Raw genomic sequence first — 19,630 nt, 5'->3', positions numbered from 1 at the left:
GCCCGCGCGCGTACGGACCTGGTCACGGCGCCTGGAAACCGGCCTTCGTCAGCACGTCCCTGCCCTGCTGCGACAGCACGAGACCGACGAACTGCTCGGCCAGATCGGGTGCGGGCGCCGTGGCGAGCGCCGCGATCGGATAGTCGTTGACGGCCTGGGCGGCTTCGGGGAAGTCGATGCCCCTGACCTTCCCGCCGGAGGCGATCACGTCGGTGCGGTAGACGAGCGCCGCGTCGACCTCGCCGAGCTGCACCTTGGTGAGCGTCGCCTTGACGTCCTGCTCCAAGGTGACGGGGGTGACCTTGAGGCCCGCCGCGTCGAGCGCCTTGACCGCCGCCGCGCCGCAGGGCACCTGCTCGGCGCACAGGGCGATCTTGACCTTCGGGTCGGTCAGGTCCTTGAGCGACTCGACCTTGGCCGGGTTGTCCTCGGGGACGGCGATCTGGAGCGTGTTCTTGACGAACACGGTGGGCGCGGAGGCCAGCCCCGCGTCGGTGACCGTCTTCATGGTGGCCGGGCTCGCGGCGGCGAAGACGTCGGCGGGGGCGCCCTGCGTGATCTGCTGCGCCAGTGTCGCGCTCGACCCGAAGTTGAAGGTGACCTTCGTGCCGGAGTGGGTGCTCTCGAACTGTTTGCCCAGCTCGGTGAACGTCTCGGTCAGGGACGCCGCGGCGAACACCGTCAGCGATTTCCCGGCGGCGGCGGAGGAGGCGGGAGCGGCCGTGTCCGAAGAGGACGAGCCGCACGCCGCCACGCTCAGCACCGAGGCGAGGACGGCGACCAGGCAGAGACGTCCGAGCACCACAGCTCCTTCTACTGACTCGCGACGCGCGCGTGGCCGGGGATCTCGACGACGACGTTGGTGGACTTGACGACGGCCACCGCCATCACCCCCGGCTCAAGGCCGAGCTCGTCGGCCGCCTGGCGGCTCATCAGCGAGACCACGCGGAACGGCCCGGCGGCGATCTCCACCTGGGCCATCACCGCGTCCCTGATCACCTCGGTCACGATCCCGCGCAAGCGGTTGCGCGCCGATGAGATGCCGGTGCGCTCGTCCGCCTCGGTCTGCGCCCGCGCGTACGCGGCGAGGTCGATGCCGGCGATCAGGCGATGGCCGTTCTCGTCGCGGTGCGCGGCGAGCCGGCCCCCGTCGACGAGACGCCGCACGGTGTCGGCGCTGACGCCGAGCACCGCGGCCGCCTCGCTGATCCGGAACGTCGTCACGGGCACCACCTTACGCCGCAATTGCGGGGTATTCGACACTCAGCCCCTTGCAGAAACATTACCGATTCCTTTCTTCATATCTCATCTGCAAGCCATTGCCAGATACCGCTCGTCGGTGTCGTGGTAGTCGAGCAGCGTCCAGCCGGCGGCCTCCAGCAGGGGACGGATGTTGTGCTCGGCCCGGATGTCGTCGGGGGTCAGGGTGCGGCCACGCCGGGCCGCGAGCACCGCACGGCCCACGGGGTGGAACAGCGCCAGCCGCCCGCCGGGACGGGTCACCCGGGCCAGCTCGGCCAGCACGGCCGCCGGCCGCGGAACGTGGGAGATCAGCCCGGAGGCCAGCACGCCGTCGGCCACACCGTCACCGAGCGGGAGCCGTTCGACGTCGGCGATCAGCAGCAGTCCGAACTCGGCACGTCCCCGGTCGCGGGCCGACCGGATCATCTCCGGGGTGACGTCCATGCCCACCACCCGCCCGGCGGGCCCGACGGCGTCGCGCAGCAGGGGGAACGCGCGGCCGGTGCCGCATCCGGCGTCGAGGACCAGGCCCCCGGACGGCAGGGCCATCTCGGCGATCGCGGCGGCGAAGACCGGGCCGTCGTCGGGATACTTCTCCTCCCAGGTGGCCGCCTTCGCGGCGAAGAACTCCCGGGTCTCGCGGAGGGATCGTTCGTTCATCATCTCGGCTCCTCTGGAATGCGGCCGTCGGGGATCATAGGGGGTGGCAGGTTCCAGGGCAGGAAGGCGGGCTTATGGACTTCCGCGATGACGTCGACCTCGACGCGTCTCAGGTGGAGGAGGGCGGCGGCGGGTTCCCGGGCGGCGGGCTCGCGATCGGCGGCGGCGCCATCGGTGTCGTCGCCCTGGTCGTCGCCCTGCTCCTGGGCGTCAACCCGGCCGATCTTCTCAGCGGTGGAGGCTCCTCGTCAGGCGGGTCCACGGGCGCGCGCCCGGCCTCGGACCTGAGCGCCCAGTGCAAGAAGGGCAGCGACGCGGACCAGTCGGAGAAGTGCCGCGTGGTGGGTGTGGTCAACAGCGTCCAGGCATACTGGCGCGACGCCTTCGCCGAGCGGGGCAAGGAGCCGTACCGCATCGCACGCACCGTGCTGTTCACCAACGCCGTGAGCACCGGTTGCGGCCAGGCGAGCTCGGCCGTCGGCCCCTTCTACTGCCCGGCCGACAGCAAGGTCTATCTCGACCTCGGCTTCTTCGCGGAGCTGGAGAGCCAGTTCGGCGCCAAGGGCGGGCCGTTCGCGCAGGCGTACGTGATCGGGCACGAGTACGGCCACCACGTGCAGAACCTCCTCGGCACCACCCGGCGGGTCGGCGGCGGCAGCCAGGGCGCCGGCAGCGCCTCCGTACGGCTGGAGCTTCAGGCCGACTGCTACGCGGGAGTGTGGGCGAAGAACGCGGTCGACACGGGGTTCTACGCGAGCCCGTTCACCGCGGCGGACATCAAGGAGGCGCTGGACGCCGCGGCGGCCGTCGGCGACGACAGGATCCAGCAGCGCACCCGCGGCAGGGTGGACCCCGAGGGGTGGACACACGGTAGCTCCCAGCAGCGGGTGAAGTGGTTCACCACGGGATACGAGACGGGCTCCCCCGCCCGATGTGACACGTTCTCCGGCGCCATCTGACGCTTGCTGAGGTTTTCCCGTCGCCGGCCGCACTGCGGTGAGGTGCCGGGGTGAGGTGCCGGGGTGAGGTGCCGGGGTGAGGTGCCGGGGTGAGGTGCCGGGGTGAGGTGCCGGGGTGAGGTGCCGCGCTCACGACCGTGGGCGCGTGGTCAGCGACCAGATGCCCCAGGCGAACCAGCCGACGGGGATCTCGATCAGATGGGCGAAGAACCAGAACAGCAGCACCGCCGCCGCGGCCGCCCCCGGTGCGACGCCGAAGCCGATCAACGCGAGCGCGGTCGCCGACTCGCTGATCCCCGACCCGCCGGGCGTGATGACCGCGGTGGTCAGCACCCGGTTGATCGCGAACGCCGCGACCGCCTCGGGGACGGCGACCTCGGCGCCGGTCACGTGCAGACACCCGACGAACAGAACGCACTGCAGCGCCATGTAGCCGACCATGCCGAGCGTGAGCCGGGGCCAGCGCGTACGAGTGATCTCGATGGTGGAGTGACGCAGGTCGAGCAGGAAGTCGCGGACGCACGGCTCACGCCTGAGCCGAAGGAATCGGACCAGCCGGTCCAGGCCCCGCCCCAGCAGGTCGGCCACCGCCTCCCGGCGGAGTGCGGCCGACATGGCGACGACCACGCCGATGAGCAGCACGCCGCCGACCCCGGCGGCCGCCGCCAGTTGACGGTCCGGCATGTATCCCGCGCCGAGCAGGCAGACGAGCCCCACGGCGGGGAGCAGGAAGCGGGACAGCAGGTTCCACACCCCGGTCACTACCGCGGAGGCCGCCACCGGCCGCCGTCCGAAGCCCCACCTGGTCATCATGGCGACGGTCATGGCCACGCCCACGGCCCCGCCGAACGGCAGCACATTGCTGGCGCCGCTGCCGACGCAGTTGACCAGCAGCGCCCGGCGCCTGCTCAACCCGGGCAGCGACTCGCTCACGACGTTCGAGTACGCCCACAGCCCGGCCAGCCACACCCCCGTGAGCACCGCCATCGCGCCCCAGCCGACCCGCACCAGGCGCTCGTCGAGCTGCCCCCAGGTGACTCCGGTGAGGTGAGGGAGGAACGAGATGAGCCCGGCCGCCAGCGCCAGGGAGATCAGCGACATGACGACCCTGCTCAGGGACGCGCGCCCCGTCGCCATCTCCGTCTCCGCCGCGATGGTCTCCACGCCGGTTCGCCGCCTCCCTCTCGTTCGTCGCTTGTTCGTCGGTGAGCCAAGTCGGTGAGCCAAAGGGAGAACAAATCCGAACCGCCTGTTTGGGTAAACGGGCGGCAAATTCGCGGCAGCGTCGTGCCGGATCGCTCGCGGAGCCTCCGTACAGGCCGGGGTCGATCATCCCGAGGACGATCTCTGCCCCCGGCCGGAACCCGGCCACACCACTTGATCGTTCAGGTGGGCGGCTGACACCTCATCGACCGTCGACAGGGGAGAAACACGTGGTCTTCAAGCGGATGCTGGGCGCCCTCGGGGCGGGCGCCCCCTCGGTGGACACCGTACTGGCCACCCCGCGAGTCCGGCCGGGCGGCGTGCTCACGGGTGAGGTGAGACTGTCCGGAGGCGACTTCGACGCCGAGATCGAGAACATCACGCTCGGCCTGGTCGCCGGGGTGGAGATCGAGCACGGCGACGGCGAGAGCGCGGGGCTCGGCGAGCTCTCCCGCACCCGGGTGTCCGGCCCGTTCACCCTGCGCCAGGGCGAGAACCGGAGCATCCCCTTCCAGATCCCGGTGCCGTGGGAGGCCCCGATCAGCGAGATCGACGGGCAGCACCTGACCGGCATGGCGCTCGGCGTACGCACCGAGGTGGCCATCGCGAAGGCCGTCGACAAGGGCGACCTCGACCCGATCTCCGTCGAGCCGCTTCCCTCGCAGATGCGCGTCCTGGAGGCGTTCCTCCAGCTCGGTTTCGCCTTCAAGTCTGCCGACCTGGAGGCCGGCCGCCTGTACGGCGTACGCCAGGAGCTGCCGTTCTACCAGGAGATCGAGTTCTACCCGCCCCCGCGGCACGCCGATGTGGTGGGGGAGGTCGAGCTCACCTTCGTGGCCGACCCCGCGGGCCTGGAGGTGATCCTGGAGGCCGACAAGCGTGCCGGACGGTACTCCGGCGATGCCATCGGCCGCTTCCGCGTCGGCCACGAGGACGCGGTGCGCATGGACTGGCCCGGGGAGATCGATCGCTGGCTGAGCGGGCTCGCCCAGTACGGCGGCTACGAGCACGGCTACGGCCACGGGGACCACGGCCACGGGTACCACGGCCACGGCTATGGGCACGGCTATGGGCACGACTATGGGCCTGACCAGGGGTTCGGGCACGGCTATGGGCACGGTTATGGGCACGGCGGTCACCACGGGCACCACGACGGCCCCGGCTGGGGCGCGGTGGCCGCGGCCGGTGCGGCGGGCATCGTCGGCGGCCTGGTGGCAGGCGAGATCATCGAAGAGATCTTCGAGGGCGACGAGGGCGGGGACGGCGACTGGTGACCCCCCGCCCGGTGCCTCTCGACCTTGAGGTAGATCCCTCGCACAGGACCGAGCGCCGGCGATGGTGTTCACGGCCCAGGCGGGCCGGGGACCGAGCCGGCGCCAGGCACATCATCGCGCTCGGCGTAACAGCGCGCCCGGCATCTCAGCGCCACATCGTCGTCGCCGGAGTCGGGCGCGCGTCGAGCGGCACGCGTCGAGCGGCACGGTGTCGAGCGGCACGGTGTCGAGCGGCACGGTGGAGTAGGCGTTGGCCGGCTCCAGGCCCTCCATGGCCTCTTCCTCGCCCCGGCGTATCAGCGCGCCCGGTGTATCAGTGCGGCAGTTGTGTCGGTTCGGCGGCTTTGTGGGTGCGGCAGCGCCGCCTGCGACATTGCCATCGCTTGGAGTGTCGCCGTCCACGTGCGTGATCAGAGGAGTTGTAGCGTGACAGCGGTCACAACCAGTGACTTCACGCATACAGGAGGTTACGCATGATCCGTCGACTGCTCCTGGCCGGCGCTGCCTGCGCCGCCGGAATCGTCGTCATGGCGCCGATCGCCGCCTCGGCGGAGACGGCGGCCCCGCGGCAGGCGGCCGCAACCGCACACGCCGGCGACTGGGGTAACGGCGGGTGGGGTCACCACTCGGGTCGCCCCTGGCACGGTGGCTACTGGGGCAGCCCCTACGGCTACTGGAACCGTCCCCTCGGCTACTGGAGCCGCCCGCTCGGCTACTGGACCACTCCCGTGGTCACCACGCCGGTAATCACCGCGCCGGTGGTCACCGCACCGGTGGTCCTGGTGGACAACAGTCTCGCCAGCAGCTGCGGGGCCGCCGATGACGCCGCCGCCACCGTCGCCGCCACGTCCTGCGGCTGACCCACGGTGATCGGGGATCTCGTCAGAGATCCCGCCTGAGGATCGGACGCATCACCCTCGATCGAGCACGGACTCGACGAGGGATTTAAAAACCCCAGGTTGTCAGCAGATTTTGCTGACAACCTGGGGCCAAAGCCGGTCGCGACCCTCAGATCTTCGGATACCGTTCGTAGCCATCCCCTCTCCCTCAGTGATGGCACGAACAATCTTCGATCCGGAGTGCGTGATGAACGGCCACGACAGACCTCGCTCTCCCCGGCGCATCGGGCGAGCCCCCTACGGCCCCGCCCGCACGGCGCAGCCCAAGCAGCCGCCGTACGCGTCCGTCCCCGGGCGGCGCGACACCCTCGGCGGCCGGCCTCATGGCCGATCCGAGCCGGAACCCGAGCCCTCCCCGATAGCGAAGTCCCGACGCCATCGCTCCTTCACGCGGCCGAAGCTGATCCGCGCCGCGATCCTGACCGGAGCTGTGGCCTTGACCGCGGTGGGCGTCTGGGCGAGCAGCGGCGCCTCGGGCCCGGCGCCGGGCCCGCCCCCACCCGCCGGCACAGTGGCCACGACGGCTCCCGGCACCACAGGTCCTGACGGCGCAGTCGAGCCCGACATCACGGCTCCTGACGGCGCAGTCCAGCCCAACGCCACGGCTCCTGAGGGCACGGTCCAGCCCGGCACCGCTCCGTCGAAGCCCGCGCGATCGCCGTCCGAGCACCGCGCCCGCTCGAAGAGGGGCAAGAAGGGCCTGCCGGCGGGAGCCCGCCGGCATCATGGCCCCGCTCACCCGTCAAAGCGCACCCGGCCTCCCACCGATCGCCCCCGCCCGCACGACTCCTGAACCACTGGCGTGACAAGCGCCCGCACCCCCCGCATGCCCCCTGACCGTGGACGCCGCGAGCGACCGTGCACACAGGACTCGCACCCCCGCCTGCATCAGCCCTGCCCCCGAGCGTGACGAGCGGCCCACACACGCAAGCCACCCACCCCCCCGAGTGAGTCCCGACCGTGGACGCCGCGAACGGCTCGCCCGTGCCGCACCCCTGCCCGCGCCCCGACCGTGAGCGCGGCAAGCGGCCGCCCACAAGGCGTCCCCCCGCATGATTCTGATCATGGGCGCGACGCGCGGCTGCGCGCGGCGGCTGCCACCCTCCCCGCGTGAACCCTGACTTTCGCCGCCTCCTCCCCTCACTCCTCCGGCCTGCTCGCAGAGCCGCACTCCCTTCCTGACGCCGCCCGCGATCCCCGCGCCGCCGGGCGGCACGCCGTTCTGGCACGTTCCAGAACGACATTCACGTCGTCCGCCGGACAAAGGCGCGGGTGACCGTGGTGCCCGCCTCACCCAGGACGGCGGCCAGTTCCTCGGTGATGAGAGTCTTCTCGACAGCTACCGTGAGTTCCTCTGTCGCGTACTCGGCCACGACGAGCTCGTGGCCGAGATCTCCACTTCTTCTGATGCGGATGCGCAGCGCCGGCGTCGGGCGTGCGTCCTCGACGGGCTCAAGCCGCCTCAGCGTCGCCGCGCCGAGCTCGTCCATGGGGGCGATCAGCTCGGGAGCGAACTGGCTCTCGTCGACGAAGGCGATGATCCTGTTCTCGCCAAGTGCGTGGTGGATTACCACCGGGGAGCTATGCAGCAAGTGGGCGCGACGGAATTCCACTGATGGTTGCGACGGTGATGACACGAATCATCCACCATATCCTTTCTGTGCAATCACGTCCCCGATCGTTTCGCTGCTCGATGCCAGGAAAGTTTGACGCATCAGCACCCGCTAAGGCGACCGTGCATCCGGAAAATCACCTTTCTTCCCTTTCTGTCTCGGCTTCTGTCTCGGCCGCGCTATTGATCACCTGCATGAGTTCGTCGGCGAGGCGTGCGCACTGTTCAGTTGTATAACCCGCCGGCACGCGGAAGATCAGGCGTTCTCCGGGACCGGTCCGCACATCGGCGATGTCCCATCCGATCCACTGACTGATGGCCAGCGCCTTGACGCTGTCCGGATCCATCTCGAGCCCGGCCGCGAGAGCCTCCAGACGCCACAAATCAGGCATCCTCGACACCCGGCCGCTCAGCACGTCGGTAATCCACTGGGCAGTGAGGCCCTGACCTGTGCTTTCGCTCACCGACCTAAGGGCGAGCGTGCGGATGCTCATTCCCTTGTCCGCCACGTAGTCGCGGATGCAGTCGCTCAGGGGGGTGGGGGGCTGGGGTGTCACGCGCTGCGACGGCATTCGGTTGTCAGCTCCTCGACTCTTTCTGGCCGCGATCACCCCCATCATGCCCGCTAGATCCTGACGACAGGGAGCAAACCCCGACGAAGACGGGGACCAGTTGTGTCAACAAGATGCGTCACAAAAGGCCGGCCCCTACAAGATTTATTCGCGGAAACCTTGCGTTTTCACGTGCGGCCGCGCTCGGCCGGATTAGAGTGCGACCTGCAGTCGGGACGTCAGCAGAATCTGATGATGAAGTTTCCATCGGAGAGGTTCGCAATGGCGGGAAAGCCGCAGATGCACCTTCGGAGCGTGGCGCTCTTGCGCGCCTTGATGGTCGGTCGCAGTGAGAGCGTGGCCGATTTCGCTCGCCGGGCAGCCCTTACCAGGCAGTGCATCGACGGTCTGCTCAAGCGAGGCACATGCCGCCGCACCACGGCGGACGCCATCGCGGCAGCGGCGGGGGTGCGGACTCTCGACCTGTTCCGGCCCTCCGTGTCGTCAAAATCTGCTGACACGAGCGAGGACGCGTAATGGCGTCATGTGTTTCCGGTCCGGGGTCACTCCCGATCCCGGCGGAGACTCTCGCGGCGAGTCCGGCCGGAACCGCCTCGACTGCGGTCCTGCGCATCCCTCCTCGCCGTCGCCGCACCGCCGGCTTACGGGATGCGCATTCGATCCGACAGCAGCACACCTCAGGAAAGGATCGTCTCTTGACGATGAAGAAGGCCCTCCTCACGGGGGCACTCACCACCGCTGCCCTGGTCACTCCCATGGTGGTGGCCGCCGAAGCCGCGAGCGCGGCGAGCACCGCCTCGCAGGCCTCAGGCAGCGTTGTCCGTCCGGTCGACACCGCCAGACACGTTCCGGCGCCGCGCTCGGACATCCGCGTCCACCAGTTCATCCTCAAGGGCAAGACGTACATCCTCCCCAGCTGCCAGTACGTCGTCAACGGCGGGGTCCTCGTCTCGCCGTCCTGCGGGGCCGGGCTGACCCGGCCGGTGTACGTCCTGTCCGGCCGCACCTATGCCCTGCCGGGCGTCTGGCGCGACCAGATCGTCACCGGCCTGCCCGGCCGCTGGTACGGCCTCCCCGGCTACGAGCTCGGCACCGGCGTCCACGAGTACGTCGTCGGCACCCAGACCTACGTGCTCCCCAGCTGCCAGTCCGTGGTCAACGGCGGGATCTACGTCTCGCCGTCCTGCGGGGCTGGGATGACCACGCCGGTCTACGTCGTCGAGGACCGCTACGTCCCGCTGCCCGGCAGCTGGGGCTGCGACACGACCCTCGGCCTGCCCGGCCGCTGGTACGGCCTGCCCGGCCGCGGCTACTGGAACCCGGGCCACAACTGGGGCGGCAACCACTGGGGCGGCCACTGGGGCCGTGGCACCTGGGGCGGCTGGGGCAACGGCAACCACGGCGGCCCCGGCGGCTGGGGCAACGGCAACCACGGTGGTCCGCGGGGCGGCTCGAACAGCGGCGGTCCGCGGGGCGGCTCGAACCACTTCGGTCCGGGCGGCTTCGGCAGCCACTTCGGCTCTTCCAGCCACGGCGGGGGCCGGTAGCTGGGGCGGCCACGGCGCCGGGCGGCGCGGCTAACCGCTCGCCCTGGTGTCAGCCGGCGCGGTGAACCGACATCCCACCGCGCCGGCGACGACAGCACCGAAATGCTCTCGGCGATGCGCGCCACCGCCGAGAAAGACGAGGGACGTGGGGGTTACTAGTGGACGTCCCTCGTCCGGTTCGCGGCGGAGTTGCCATCTGGAGCACCGGATGATCGTTTCCATTCGCGCCCCGCTACCTGGGGCAGGGTCGCGGATGGAAACGCGCCGCGAGAGAGCGGCTGCGACCGGCATCGTCGCAGCCGCTCTCCTTGTTTCGTCTCACCTCCTGGACCGCACCCGCGTCCCGATTCCGACATCCCGCGACACGACAGAAGCAAGGCGGTGTGCGCGGTCGGGCTTCGCCCGGGGACGAATGCCGGTGCGGCCTCCGACGAAGGGAACCCCTCCGATGACTTTGGACTGGTGCATCGAGGTGGCACTGCTCAGCCTGCTCGCGTTCTCGTCCTGGCCCCCGCCCCGAGCCCACCTGATCCTGCGGCAGCCACGCCTGCTCAGCGACATGGTCGAAGCCGAATTCGACCAGCACACGCGCCTGTACGTTGTGACGCACGTCCGCGCCGGAGGATCCACCACCACCACACCGCTCGTCGCGAACTGGCACCAGATCGCGACGTACGCCGCGCAGTGCTCCAGCGAGATCGGCACTCTCTATGTGTGCGTGCTGCACGGCGTGCAGAAGTGGTACTGGCAGTGGGGCCTCATGACCGACGCACCCGCCGACGCGGCCCGGAACAGGCGGGACGGGCGCCTGCGGCACACGAAGCCGTATGACTGCCGGCAGCGGATCGACGCGGTGCTGGAAGCACTGGAAGATCGGCGCACGCCGTCGCCCTGCCGCTTCCGCCGTCGCCCCAGAACCACCAGCTGAGCCCCCCACCGGCTGGGAAATCCCACCGGCGAAGACCCGAGCACGACAGGCCCCGCACGGCACGCCCCGCACGACAGGCCCCGCACGACAGGCCCCGCACGACAGGCCCCGCACGACAGGCCCCGCACGACAGGCCCCGCACGACAGGCCCCGCACGACAGGCCCCGCACGACAGGCCCCGCACGACAGGCCCGGCATGACGGGCCAAACCGACTCGCACGCACCCCCGGTTGGAGCACCACCCGCACCCACCGCCCGGCCGGGCCGCCACGCGCACGAGCCACCAGGCCCGGCCTCCACGCGTACGAACCACCGGGCCTGAGTGTCACCCGCACGTGCCGCCGGGCACCGGGCCGGTCGGCGGCGACTGCGGGGTGGAGGCGGAGCCGGTGTAGGGGGCACCGCCGTCTATATCCACATCGACCTCGACGTACTCGACCCCGAGGAGTTCGGGTCGCTCAGCTACCCGGAGGCGGGCGGCCTGTCCGTCGCGACGCTGCGAGACGCCGTACGCGCGCTGACGGCCCGCTTTCCCCTGGCCGGTTCGGGGATCACCGAGTATGCCCCTCGGCGTGAGGAGGACCGGGCCGTCCTCGCCTCGCTCGTCCCCGCCCTGCTCGCCGACGCCACCACTGAGTGATCGCGGACCACTGAGTGAGCGCGGGCGTCACCGGCGGAGCAGGGCCGCGACCGCGCCGGTCGTCGCCGGGTGCCGGGTGAGCAGGGCCCGCACCTCGCCGTGCTCCGAACGGTGCTCCGAACGGTGCTCCGAACCCCGCTCCGCACCGTGTTCCGAACCCGGCTCCGGCCCGGCGCTCCCCCACTCCGCCGTACAGCCGAGCAGCGCGGCCATGGCGTCGCACGCCTGCGGATGCCGGGTGAGCAGCGCGGGCACCGGACCTCTCGGCGCGGGCGCTGTCCGGGGCTTCCGGGCCGGCGCGGCCGGCCGTTCCCAGGGCGGGGTCCAGGCGTCCAGCTCGGCCAGCGTGCCGGGGAAGGTCCGCCCGGCCTCGCGGACGAGCACGGGGACCAGCTCCGGCGCGTGCCTGCGCAACGTGGTGATCAGCTTCGGCAGCCACGGCAGCAGGACGGGGTCGGGCAGCCGCGCGAACGCCTTCGAGAGCGCCTCGACCACGAACGGCGCGAGGCCGGGGACGGGTTCGAGCGCCTGGACGAACCCGCTCACATAGAGCGGATAGGCCGGGACGACGAGCGGGTTGGCCAGCAGCTCGTCGCAGCGGGCGCGCAGCTCCTCCCGGGTGAGCAGGCCGAGCTGCGTCTGCGCCGCCCACAGCAGCGCGACCTTGGCCGGGGCTCGCGGGTGCGACTGCCGTACGGCGAGTTCGAGCTGGGCGCGGTCGCAGCCCAGCGACAGCGCGAGGCTCTCCAGTGTGAACAGGAAGCCGAGCATCGCGCCGACCTGGCGCACGCCCGTGTCGTCGTCGGCGAAGGCGGTGGGCAGCAGCGTGCAGTAGTGGGCGTATCCGGCCGTGACGAAGTCCTCGCACCAGGCGGGCAGCTCGGGTTCGCTCGACCGGTAGTAGGTCAGCAGCCGCCTGATCCGGCGCAGCACCTCGGGTGCGTCGTCCACCGTGCGTTCGGCGGCCAGCAGCTCGACGGCGCGGGTGCCGAGCTCGCCGGCGAGGCGGCGGCCGCCCAGGTAGAGGATGGCGTCCTCGACGGCCACGAGTGCGACCCCCGCCGTGGCCTGGGGGTCCCACGCCGTGCGGCGCAGCCGCTGCTCCAGCACCTGTTCGACCGTGACGCCCTCGTAGCCCAGTTCGATGATCTCCCGCTGGTGCTTGCCGAGCGCGACGTCCCAGCTCTCCTGGATCGGACGCTCGCCGAGGCGGCGTGCCCCCATGATCGGCCGGACCGCGCCCTCGGGCAGCAGGTAACGCAGCGTCCACAGCAGATCGGAGCACGGCTCCAGCTCGGGATCCGCTTTGAGGTCGAGCAGCACCCGGTGCTGGGTGCGCCTGGTCAGGTCGAGCCCGAGAGGCTCCAGCCGGTCGTACACGTCGCGGACCAGCGGGGGCAGCGCCTCGTAGCCGACCATCCCGATCTTGTCGCCGCCCAGGAGGATCTCGCACAGGCGGCGGACGTCCCGGCGGCCCGGCACGGCGTCCTTCTCGATGCAGGTGACGGCCGCGTCGGCGAAGTCGTACGGCGTGGGCCTGGCCCGCCCACGCAACCCCGCCAGCAGGATCGACGTCTCGAACACGGCGATGGCGTCGGCCGTGCTGGCCAGATAGCCGTTGCGGCGGGCCAGCCGCACGATGTCGACGCACCATCCGCGCAGTTCGTCCTCATCCAGGCCGTCGAGCGCTGGCGGGCCGGCGAGGAATCCCGACAGCCGGTCGTCCACCGGCTCGGCGACGGCCGGTGTGGCCGTGGCCGAGCCGGTTTTGGCGGCTCCCGCACCGGTTCCCGTACCGGCTCTCGCAGCGGCTCTGACACCGGACTTGGCGGCCTGGGTGGTTTTGCCGGCCCGTTTCCCCGGCCCGTCCTGCTGCCCGGCCAGCCGGTGGGGCGTGAGGCCGCCGCGCTTGACCGCCTTGGCCCAGGTGGCGGCGGCGATGGACACCGAGCCTTGGGCCAGGCCGAACTGCGCCTCGATCGCGGAGTGGCTGGAGGGGATCAGCCCGTAGAGCCAGCGCGTGCCCGTACGCGGACCGATCTCGTACGGCACCGCCTCGGAGCGCAGGCCGAACTCGGCGACGTCGCTGACGGCGTGGAAGGCCCCGCACACGTACAAGCAGTCGGCGGGGTCGGCACCCGACGCGGCGAGGTGCTCGCGGATCCGCGTCCACATGTAGCGCTCGCGTTCCTCGTCGACGGCCACACGCCCGTCCCCGTCGGGCCGCAGCCGCCGGAACAGGCTGCCGACCAGCGCCATCGCCTGACGGTAGGTGGCGTAGTCGGCCCCGGTCAGCGTCTGCTCGACGTACTGGTCCCACCACTCCGACCAGTGCCGCACCTTGCCGTGGTGCAGCAGGTGCCTTTCCAGCTCGGCGAAGCGCGGCCGCAGGTCACCGATCTCGACGCCCACGGCGTCGCCGTGCAGCGCCGCCTCGTCGCCCTGCCCGTCTCCGGCCTCACCGGGCTCCTGCTGGGGAGCCGAACCGTCGCCTTCCTTGGGCAGCCATTGGAAGACGTGGTCCACCGAGCGGTCGACCAGCACGATCTCGACGCCGGGGGTGTCGAGCGCGTACGCGATGGCCTGATACTCCGCCGACGCTTCGGTGACCGGCGCGATCACGCTGAGCGGCCCGGAGCCGGGCGGGAATCCGTCGAGATCGGTCGCGAACGCCTGCAACGCCACCGGCAGCCGGCAGTTGCGCAGCTCGTCGAGCAGCGGACGCAGGTCTTCGCACAGCTCCAGGTAGACGACCTTGGGCCGCTTGTCGCGCAGCCTCCGGGTCATGGCCAGGGCGGAGGCCGGTGAGTGGTGGCAGACCGGGAAGATCTCCAGCTCCTCGCGCAGCATGCGGTCGACGTCGTCGACCATGCCGGACAGGATGCCCGCCAGCGTCCGGGCAGGCGGCGCGTCCCCGCCACCCGAGAAGGCCGCGGCGGCGTCGAGGAGCTGCTCCCGAAGGGCGTCGAAGGTGCTCATGACAGCGTCGAGATCGCCTGGCGGCCACCGTCGAGGAACCGTGTCCACTCCCCGCCGTCGTTCTTGCTGCGGGGTTCGACCACGCCGTGCCAATACTTGTTGAGGATGGCCAGGTCCTCCGGAGAGCGCCTGGCCAGCGAGCCCACCAGGGCACCCGCCAGCGTCTCGGCGCGCAGCGTCCGGTCGCCGAAGAAGTGGCTGTGCAGGATGGCGTCCTCCAGCACGCCGATCTGCTCGGCGGTGGACAGGGCCGACTCCAGCTTCTCGTCCTCGCTCGTGGCCGACGCCGCCGCGGCGCGCAGGTCGGCGAAGCTCTGCAGCAGGATGTCCAGGAGCGAGGGCGGCACGTCCAGCTCGATGCGGTGCCGGCGCAGCAGTTCGGTGGTGCGGAAGCGGACGATCTCCGCCTCGCTGGTCTTGCTCGTCACCACCGGGATGCGGACGAAGTTGAAACGCCGTTTCAACGCCGAGGACAGGTCGTTGACGCCACGGTCGCGGCTGTTGGCGGTGGCGATGATCGAGAACCCGGGCCTGGCGAACACCGTGTTGTCGGTGTCCAGCTCGGGGATCGAGACGTACTTCTCCGACAGGATCGAGATCAGGGCGTCCTGCACGTCGCTGGTGGCGCGGGTCAGCTCCTCGAACCGGCCGATCATGCCCTGCTCCATGGCCGTCATGATCGGCGAGGGGATCATCGACTCGCGGGACTGGCCCTTGGCGATCACCATCGAGACGTTCCACGAATACTTGATGTGGTCTTCGGTGGTGCCCGCCGTTCCCTGCACCACCAGGGTGGAGTCGCGGCAGATGGCGGCCGACAGCAGCTCGGCCAGCCAGCTCTTGCCGGTGCCCGGGTCGCCGATCAGCAGCAGGCCGCGGTCGGAGGCGAGCGTCACGATGCTGCGCTCGACGAAGCCCCGGTCGCCGAACCACTTCTGCGGGATCTCACGGTCCAGGCCGTCCGACCGCTCGCTGCCGAGCACGAACAGCCGCACCATTCGGGGGCTGAGCCGCCAGGAGAACGGCTTGGGGCCGTCGTCGATCGACTCCAGCCAGTCGAGCTCCTCGGCGTACTTCACCTCGGCGGGCGCGCGGAGCATCTCGTTGGTCATGTGAGGGGGTCTCCTAGGCGAGGAAGTTCTTGAGTTCGAACACGAGCTTGCGGATGTGGCCCGAGATCACCGGCGTGCCCAGGTCTTTGAGCTTCTGCCGGAACCACGGGTTGACGCTCTGCTGGCCGCCGCTGTCCACCGAGCCCACCGGGATGAGCCGTACGCCGGACCGGTGCAGCGCCTCCATCCCGGCGAAGACGGCGGGACTGTTCCATTCGTAGAAGTCCGAGATCCACACGACCACCGTGTTGCGGGGGTCGGCGACCTTCGGCTGGGCGAGTGCCAGGGCGGCGGTGCCGTCCGTGCCGCCGCCGAGCTGGGTGCGCAGCAGCACCTCGAACGGATCGTGCACCCACGGGGTGAGGTCGAGCGCGCGGGTGTCGTACGCCACCAGGTGCACGTCGACCTTGGGCAGCCCGGCGAAGATGGACGCCAGGATGGTGCAGTTGACCATCGCGTCGACCATCGAACCCGACTGGTCGACCACCACGATCATCCTGGCCGGCGTCGTACGCCTCGCGGTGCGCCGGTAGTAGAGCCGGTCGACGTAGAGCCGCTGGTCTTCGGGGCTGTAGTTGGTGAGGTTCTTCCAGATCGTGCGGTCGAGGTCCAGGTTGCGGAACACCCGCTTCGGCGGCACCGACCGGTCGATCGCGCCCACGCTGGCCTTCTCGACCTGGGTGCGCAGCACTTCGGCGACCTCGTCGACGAACCTGCGGATCAGCGCCTTGGCGTTGGCCAGCGCCACCCCCGACAGGTTGGCCTTGTCGCGCAGCAACTGCTCGACCAGCGACATGCTGGGCGTGAGCTGCCGCGCCAGGGCCGGATCGGCCAGGACCTCGCGCAGCCGCATGCGGCTGACAAGTTCGGCCTCGATGCCGGCCAGCGCCTTGGCCAGGTCGTCGTCGCCGATCCTGAACCCGGCACCCGGCCCGTGCCCCGCCGTGGGCCCGGCCCCCGGACCGCTCTCGGCCTCCGCTCCCGAGTCGCCGCCCGCCGCTCCCGGCGCGGTGCCTGGCCCTGCGCCCGGTCCGGCGCCTGATCCCGGTCCGGGCGCCTGCCCCGCGCACAGGGCCTGCTTGAGCCAGGCGGCGTCCTTCTGCCAGGTCGCGAGCCGGGTGGCGCTGACGTCACCCGAACCGGTGGCGAAGACGTTGAGCAGCAGCTTCGACACCAGCGCCGCCCGGCGCACCTCGCCGCCCGGCACGTGCTCGCCCGGCGTGAGCAGGGTCTCGAACTCGGCGGCCAGTTCGGGGAAGCGCTGCACCAGCGAGTCGACCGAAACGGCCGGGTCGAGCAACCCGGCGGGCAGGCCCAGGTCGCCGACGACCGCGACGTTGGCGGTCTCGAGCGCGGGCTGCTCGTCGTGGTCGAACAGCCGCGCGAGCAGCCGCCAGTAGAGCACCTGACGCCGGTTGCGCTCGGCGCCCGTCAAACCGCCTTCGCCTGCCACGGAGATGCCGCCGCTCGTCAGGTCGCTTTCCCCGGCGGTGGGGACGCCGGTCGCAGAGCCGCTGGTCGCGGGGACGCCAGTCGCGGAGACGCCTGCGGCGGGGATGTCGCTCGTGGAGCTGCCGGCGCTCGGCAGTCCCTCTTCACCGGCCGTGGGGACGCCGGTCGTGAGGGCACCGGCTGCGGGGATGCCGGTCGTGGGGGTGTCGTCGCTCATCGTCGCAGCAACCGTCCGGCTCGTTCCTGCAGTACGGCGACCGCGTCGGCGGCCCTGGCCTCGGCCTTGGCCGCCTTGGGGTCGGTGGGGCCGAGCGCCCAGTCGCCGGTGGCGACCACGACCGCCTCGCGCTTGACCTTGGCCTGTACGGCGACCGGCTGCAGCGTCCATCGGCCGCCGTCCCACCGCATGAGTCCCACGCACACCGACGAGGCCGCCACCAGCTTGGGCGTGAGCGGGCCGCAGTCGGGCAGCCGTTCCGTGTCCACGGCGAGCAGGGTGCCGTCCAGGTCGAAGGAGCCGTCCTTGGTGACCTTGTAGCCCTCCACCAGCACGGGTTCGGCGATCCGTACGGGAACGCGATCGAGGGGCGGCACCGCCGGGGCGAGCGCGCCGGGCAGGCACAGCCGGGCGGTCGCCAACGGGTCGGCGGGCTTGCTCACGAAGGCGCGGTCGTCGTGCCAGACGAGGTCGCCGCTGTCGAGCAGGGGCACGTCGGCGATCTCGATGCTGCGGCGGTCGGCCAGCGCGGCCAGCAGCACCTTGTGGCGCTGCGGCAGCTTCCACAGCGCGGTCCCGACGATGGTGTCGACCTTCGCGGCCGTGACCGAGGTGCGCACAAGCCGGGGCGTGCCGCCGTCGGCGGGCTCCAGAACGGCGTGCACCTGGAACTGTACGGCGGTGCCGTGCTCGTGCACGTCGACGCCGAGCACCAGCAGCCGTCCCGACACCATGGCGGCGGGCCCGGGTTCACCGGTCGGCTCTCCGGTCAGCACGCCGTCCTGCGACAGCAGCAGGGCGCGGGTCCACAGATCCGCCCAGCGCCGCACCGGCAGGTGCTCCGCGGAGCCGATCGGGCAGGAGGCGCGCAGCTCGGCGGCGAAGCCGTCGATCAGCACCGCGAGCCTGCGCAGACCCGGCGCGGCGAGCAGGGCCTCGATGACCTGGTCAGCCGCGGAGACGAGGTCGTGGTCGACGCCGCGCCAGCCGGTGATGGCCAGCTCGCGCAGCCAGGACCGGACGCCGCCGAGCACGTTCCCGGCAGGCTGAGCGGCCGGCCGACCAGCCGGTTGAGCGACCTGTTGACCGGCCGGTTGCGCGGCAGGCTGAGCGGCAGGCTGAGCGGCCGACTCGCTGGCGGGTGGCGCGACAGGCTGAGCGGCCGGTTGCGCAGCCGGCTCAGCGGCCTGCCGACCGGCCGGTTGCGTGGACGGCTCAGCGGCCGGCCGACCAGCCGGTTGGGCGCCGGAGTCGCTCGCCGCCTCAGGGATGCCGGGCGTCGGCGGCCATTCCGCTCGCTCCCGTCCTAGGGCCGTGTCCAGGCTTTCGAGCAGGGCGTCGTGTACGGCGCCGGACAACGCGACCCGGCCGCCCGCCAGCGCCGTCAGGTGCTCCTGCGTGATCGAACCGGACACGACCGCGTCGACGGCATCCGCCAGCCGGTCGCCGAGAGGCGTGGCGGCGAACGCCGCGGCCAGCGCGGCCACCGCTTCGGCGCGCTCGTCGGCGAGCCGGGCCAGGCCGTGCACCAGGGCGTCGTCGAAGCCGTCGAGCAGCGCGAGCGCCTCCTCCGTCCCCTCACCGGCGTTTCCCTGGTCGCCGCCGAGCAGGGCGGCGAGCTGTACGGCGAGCATCAGCCCACCGTCCCCGTGGCCGGGAACCAGTGCAGCTCCGGGATCGGCAGGGTCGTGCCGGGCACCTCCAGATAGGCAAGGTGGCGCAGGAACCGGCTGAACACGACCGCGGCGGGGGCGGGCTCGTGGACGCCGCCCAGGCAGTCGGCCAGATCCGCGCCCTCGGGGACCTCGACCCGCAGATAACGGGACACCCGGTCGGCGCCGTACTGCACGACGGCCTCGGCGACCAGGGCCCGCAGGTGTTTGCACGGCGAGCCGTACAGGCCGCCGCAGGGGCGGTTGTTGTTGGTGCTGCAGTTGTAGTTGTGGGTGCCGGCGGCGATGGAGGAGACGTAGACCCGGCCGATGTCCGAGCCGCTCGACACCACGCCCTGCAGCCTGCCGTCCGCCAGCTCGACGAAGGGGACCTTCGCCAGCTTGCGAGGCTGGACCTGCGGCACCACCCGCAGCCTGCTGTGTCGCGCCCACTCGGCGGCATTGTTGGGGGAGCCGTTGGGGGAACGGTCTGTCATGATCCGGAACGTAGCCGAGCCCTACGACATTTAGCCGCGCACGTGGGGCTGCCAGGCATTATGCGGTCACGTACGTGTCCGGGCCGGTCCATCCACGTACGGCTCCCGCACCGGCCGGCGGCCCTGACCTGCTCGGGCCGGACGAATCGACCTCGTCGCCGCCGTACGCAGAGGGCATGCTGCTT

The 19,630-nt window shown here is 71.2% G+C and carries 19 protein-coding genes; 6 read left to right on the top strand and 13 right to left on the bottom strand.

Annotated features, from left to right (window positions below; genetic code table 11):
* Positions 1-22: 22 nt before the first annotated feature.
* The 3 genes from modA to HCK04_RS21035 all read right to left on the bottom strand — a co-directional run bounded on the left by modA (position 23) and on the right by HCK04_RS21035 (position 1,905).
* Positions 23-802, bottom strand: a complete 780-nt coding sequence (gene modA, locus HCK04_RS21045) for a molybdate ABC transporter substrate-binding protein (RefSeq protein WP_260617355.1) — start codon at positions 800-802, stop codon at positions 23-25.
* 11 nt (positions 803-813) lie between these two features.
* Positions 814-1,224, bottom strand: a complete 411-nt coding sequence (locus tag HCK04_RS21040) for a helix-turn-helix transcriptional regulator (protein WP_142649071.1) — start codon at positions 1,222-1,224, stop codon at positions 814-816.
* Between the two features lie 81 nt (positions 1,225-1,305).
* A complete protein-coding gene (locus HCK04_RS21035; protein ID WP_205830507.1) occupies positions 1,306-1,905 on the bottom strand; it encodes a class I SAM-dependent methyltransferase in 600 nt (199 codons plus the stop codon).
* 71 nt (positions 1,906-1,976) lie between these two features.
* Here HCK04_RS21035 and HCK04_RS21030 point away from each other — a divergent pair, with 71 nt between their 5' ends.
* The gene (locus HCK04_RS21030) at positions 1,977-2,861 is read left to right on the top strand and encodes a neutral zinc metallopeptidase (RefSeq protein ID WP_142649070.1); all 885 of its coding nucleotides are present in this window, start codon (positions 1,977-1,979) and stop codon (positions 2,859-2,861) included.
* A 129-nt stretch (positions 2,862-2,990) separates the two neighbouring features.
* Here the strand turns inward: HCK04_RS21030 and HCK04_RS21025 are convergent, their stop codons facing one another.
* Positions 2,991-4,025: a lysylphosphatidylglycerol synthase domain-containing protein gene (locus HCK04_RS21025; protein WP_142649069.1), complete on the bottom strand. Its 1,035-nt coding sequence runs from the start codon at positions 4,023-4,025 to the stop codon at positions 2,991-2,993.
* A gap of 269 nt (positions 4,026-4,294) precedes the next feature.
* Here HCK04_RS21025 and HCK04_RS21020 point away from each other — a divergent pair, with 269 nt between their 5' ends.
* Positions 4,295-5,338, top strand: a complete 1,044-nt coding sequence (locus HCK04_RS21020; protein ID WP_142649068.1) for a sporulation protein — start codon at positions 4,295-4,297, stop codon at positions 5,336-5,338.
* A 111-nt stretch (positions 5,339-5,449) separates the two neighbouring features.
* Here the strand turns inward: HCK04_RS21020 and HCK04_RS21015 are convergent, their stop codons facing one another.
* The gene (locus HCK04_RS21015; protein ID WP_168066130.1) at positions 5,450-5,611 is read right to left on the bottom strand and encodes a hypothetical protein; all 162 of its coding nucleotides are present in this window, start codon (positions 5,609-5,611) and stop codon (positions 5,450-5,452) included.
* 200 nt (positions 5,612-5,811) lie between these two features.
* Here HCK04_RS21015 and HCK04_RS21010 point away from each other — a divergent pair, with 200 nt between their 5' ends.
* Positions 5,812-6,198, top strand: coding sequence for a hypothetical protein (locus HCK04_RS21010; RefSeq protein WP_142649067.1), 387 nt, complete (start codon positions 5,812-5,814; stop codon positions 6,196-6,198).
* Positions 6,199-6,558: 360 nt separating this feature from the next.
* On the opposite strand, the gene HCK04_RS21005 is transcribed toward HCK04_RS21010, so the two are convergent.
* The 3 genes from HCK04_RS21005 to HCK04_RS20995 all read right to left on the bottom strand — a co-directional run bounded on the left by HCK04_RS21005 (position 6,559) and on the right by HCK04_RS20995 (position 8,469).
* Positions 6,559-6,756 (bottom strand): hypothetical protein, encoded by a 198-nt coding sequence (locus HCK04_RS21005; protein ID WP_142649066.1) that lies wholly within the window; start codon positions 6,754-6,756, stop codon positions 6,559-6,561.
* Between the two features lie 725 nt (positions 6,757-7,481).
* Positions 7,482-7,811, bottom strand: coding sequence for a hypothetical protein (locus HCK04_RS21000; RefSeq protein ID WP_142649065.1), 330 nt, complete (start codon positions 7,809-7,811; stop codon positions 7,482-7,484).
* 175 nt (positions 7,812-7,986) lie between these two features.
* Positions 7,987-8,469: a helix-turn-helix transcriptional regulator gene (locus HCK04_RS20995; protein ID WP_142649064.1), complete on the bottom strand. Its 483-nt coding sequence runs from the start codon at positions 8,467-8,469 to the stop codon at positions 7,987-7,989.
* Between the two features lie 647 nt (positions 8,470-9,116).
* Here HCK04_RS20995 and HCK04_RS20990 point away from each other — a divergent pair.
* The 3 genes from HCK04_RS20990 to HCK04_RS20980 all read left to right on the top strand — a co-directional run bounded on the left by HCK04_RS20990 (position 9,117) and on the right by HCK04_RS20980 (position 11,536).
* Positions 9,117-9,968 carry a hypothetical protein gene (locus tag HCK04_RS20990; RefSeq protein ID WP_142649063.1) on the top strand — a complete coding sequence of 284 codons (852 nt, stop codon included), beginning with the start codon at positions 9,117-9,119 and terminating at the stop codon, positions 9,966-9,968.
* Positions 9,969-10,416: 448 nt separating this feature from the next.
* Complete coding sequence (locus HCK04_RS20985; RefSeq protein WP_142649062.1) at positions 10,417-10,896, top strand: hypothetical protein; 480 nt, start codon at positions 10,417-10,419, stop codon at positions 10,894-10,896.
* A gap of 322 nt (positions 10,897-11,218) precedes the next feature.
* Positions 11,219-11,536, top strand: coding sequence for an arginase family protein (locus HCK04_RS20980; protein ID WP_142649061.1), 318 nt, complete (start codon positions 11,219-11,221; stop codon positions 11,534-11,536).
* 27 nt (positions 11,537-11,563) lie between these two features.
* On the opposite strand, the gene HCK04_RS20975 is transcribed toward HCK04_RS20980, so the two are convergent.
* The 5 genes from HCK04_RS20975 to HCK04_RS20955 are packed head-to-tail and all read right to left on the bottom strand — an operon-like array spanning position 11,564 to position 19,445.
* Positions 11,564-14,515, bottom strand: coding sequence for a DUF5682 family protein (locus HCK04_RS20975; protein WP_142649060.1), 2,952 nt, complete (start codon positions 14,513-14,515; stop codon positions 11,564-11,566).
* Complete coding sequence (locus HCK04_RS20970; protein ID WP_142649059.1) at positions 14,512-15,627, bottom strand: AAA family ATPase; 1,116 nt, start codon at positions 15,625-15,627, stop codon at positions 14,512-14,514. The genes HCK04_RS20975 and HCK04_RS20970 overlap by 4 nt, the downstream gene beginning before the upstream one ends.
* Before the next feature lie 13 nt (positions 15,628-15,640).
* Positions 15,641-17,296, bottom strand: a complete 1,656-nt coding sequence (locus HCK04_RS20965; protein ID WP_312845754.1) for a VWA domain-containing protein — start codon at positions 17,294-17,296, stop codon at positions 15,641-15,643.
* A complete protein-coding gene (locus HCK04_RS41320) occupies positions 17,293-18,930 on the bottom strand; it encodes a hypothetical protein (RefSeq protein WP_185949006.1) in 1,638 nt (545 codons plus the stop codon). The genes HCK04_RS20965 and HCK04_RS41320 overlap by 4 nt, the downstream gene beginning before the upstream one ends.
* Positions 18,930-19,445: a hypothetical protein gene (locus HCK04_RS20955; protein WP_205830506.1), complete on the bottom strand. Its 516-nt coding sequence runs from the start codon at positions 19,443-19,445 to the stop codon at positions 18,930-18,932. Before HCK04_RS20955 ends, HCK04_RS41320 begins: the two co-directional genes overlap by 1 nt.
* Positions 19,446-19,630 lie beyond the last annotated feature (185 nt).

Source organism: Microbispora sp. CL1-1 (genome assembly GCF_012034195.1).
Lineage (GTDB): Bacteria > Actinomycetota > Actinomycetes > Streptosporangiales > Streptosporangiaceae > Microbispora.
The sequence above is the reverse complement of the archived record's forward strand: the minus strand, read 5'-3'. Positions and strand labels throughout refer to the sequence as shown.

What these genes read in the sequence shown, in the direction of transcription:
- HCK04_RS41320 (WP_185949006.1), bottom strand. Translation starts at nt 18,930, where the DNA reads ATGCTCGCCGTACAGCTCGCCGCCCTGCTCGGCGGCGACCAGGGAAAC.
- HCK04_RS20970 (WP_142649059.1), bottom strand. Translation starts at nt 15,627, where the DNA reads ATGACCAACGAGATGCTCCGCGCGCCCGCCGAGGTGAAGTACGCCGAG.
- HCK04_RS21010 (WP_142649067.1), top strand. Translation starts at nt 5,812, where the DNA reads ATGATCCGTCGACTGCTCCTGGCCGGCGCTGCCTGCGCCGCCGGAATC.
- HCK04_RS20955 (WP_205830506.1), bottom strand. Translation starts at nt 19,445, where the DNA reads ATGACAGACCGTTCCCCCAACGGCTCCCCCAACAATGCCGCCGAGTGG.
- HCK04_RS21015 (WP_168066130.1), bottom strand. Translation starts at nt 5,611, where the DNA reads ATGGAGGGCCTGGAGCCGGCCAACGCCTACTCCACCGTGCCGCTCGAC.
- HCK04_RS21030 (WP_142649070.1), top strand. Translation starts at nt 1,977, where the DNA reads ATGGACTTCCGCGATGACGTCGACCTCGACGCGTCTCAGGTGGAGGAG.
- HCK04_RS20985 (WP_142649062.1), top strand. Translation starts at nt 10,417, where the DNA reads ATGACTTTGGACTGGTGCATCGAGGTGGCACTGCTCAGCCTGCTCGCG.
- HCK04_RS20995 (WP_142649064.1), bottom strand. Translation starts at nt 8,469, where the DNA reads ATGATGGGGGTGATCGCGGCCAGAAAGAGTCGAGGAGCTGACAACCGA.
- HCK04_RS20975 (WP_142649060.1), bottom strand. Translation starts at nt 14,515, where the DNA reads ATGAGCACCTTCGACGCCCTTCGGGAGCAGCTCCTCGACGCCGCCGCG.
- HCK04_RS20965 (WP_312845754.1), bottom strand. Translation starts at nt 17,296, where the DNA reads ATGAGCGACGACACCCCCACGACCGGCATCCCCGCAGCCGGTGCCCTC.
- HCK04_RS21035 (WP_205830507.1), bottom strand. Translation starts at nt 1,905, where the DNA reads ATGATGAACGAACGATCCCTCCGCGAGACCCGGGAGTTCTTCGCCGCG.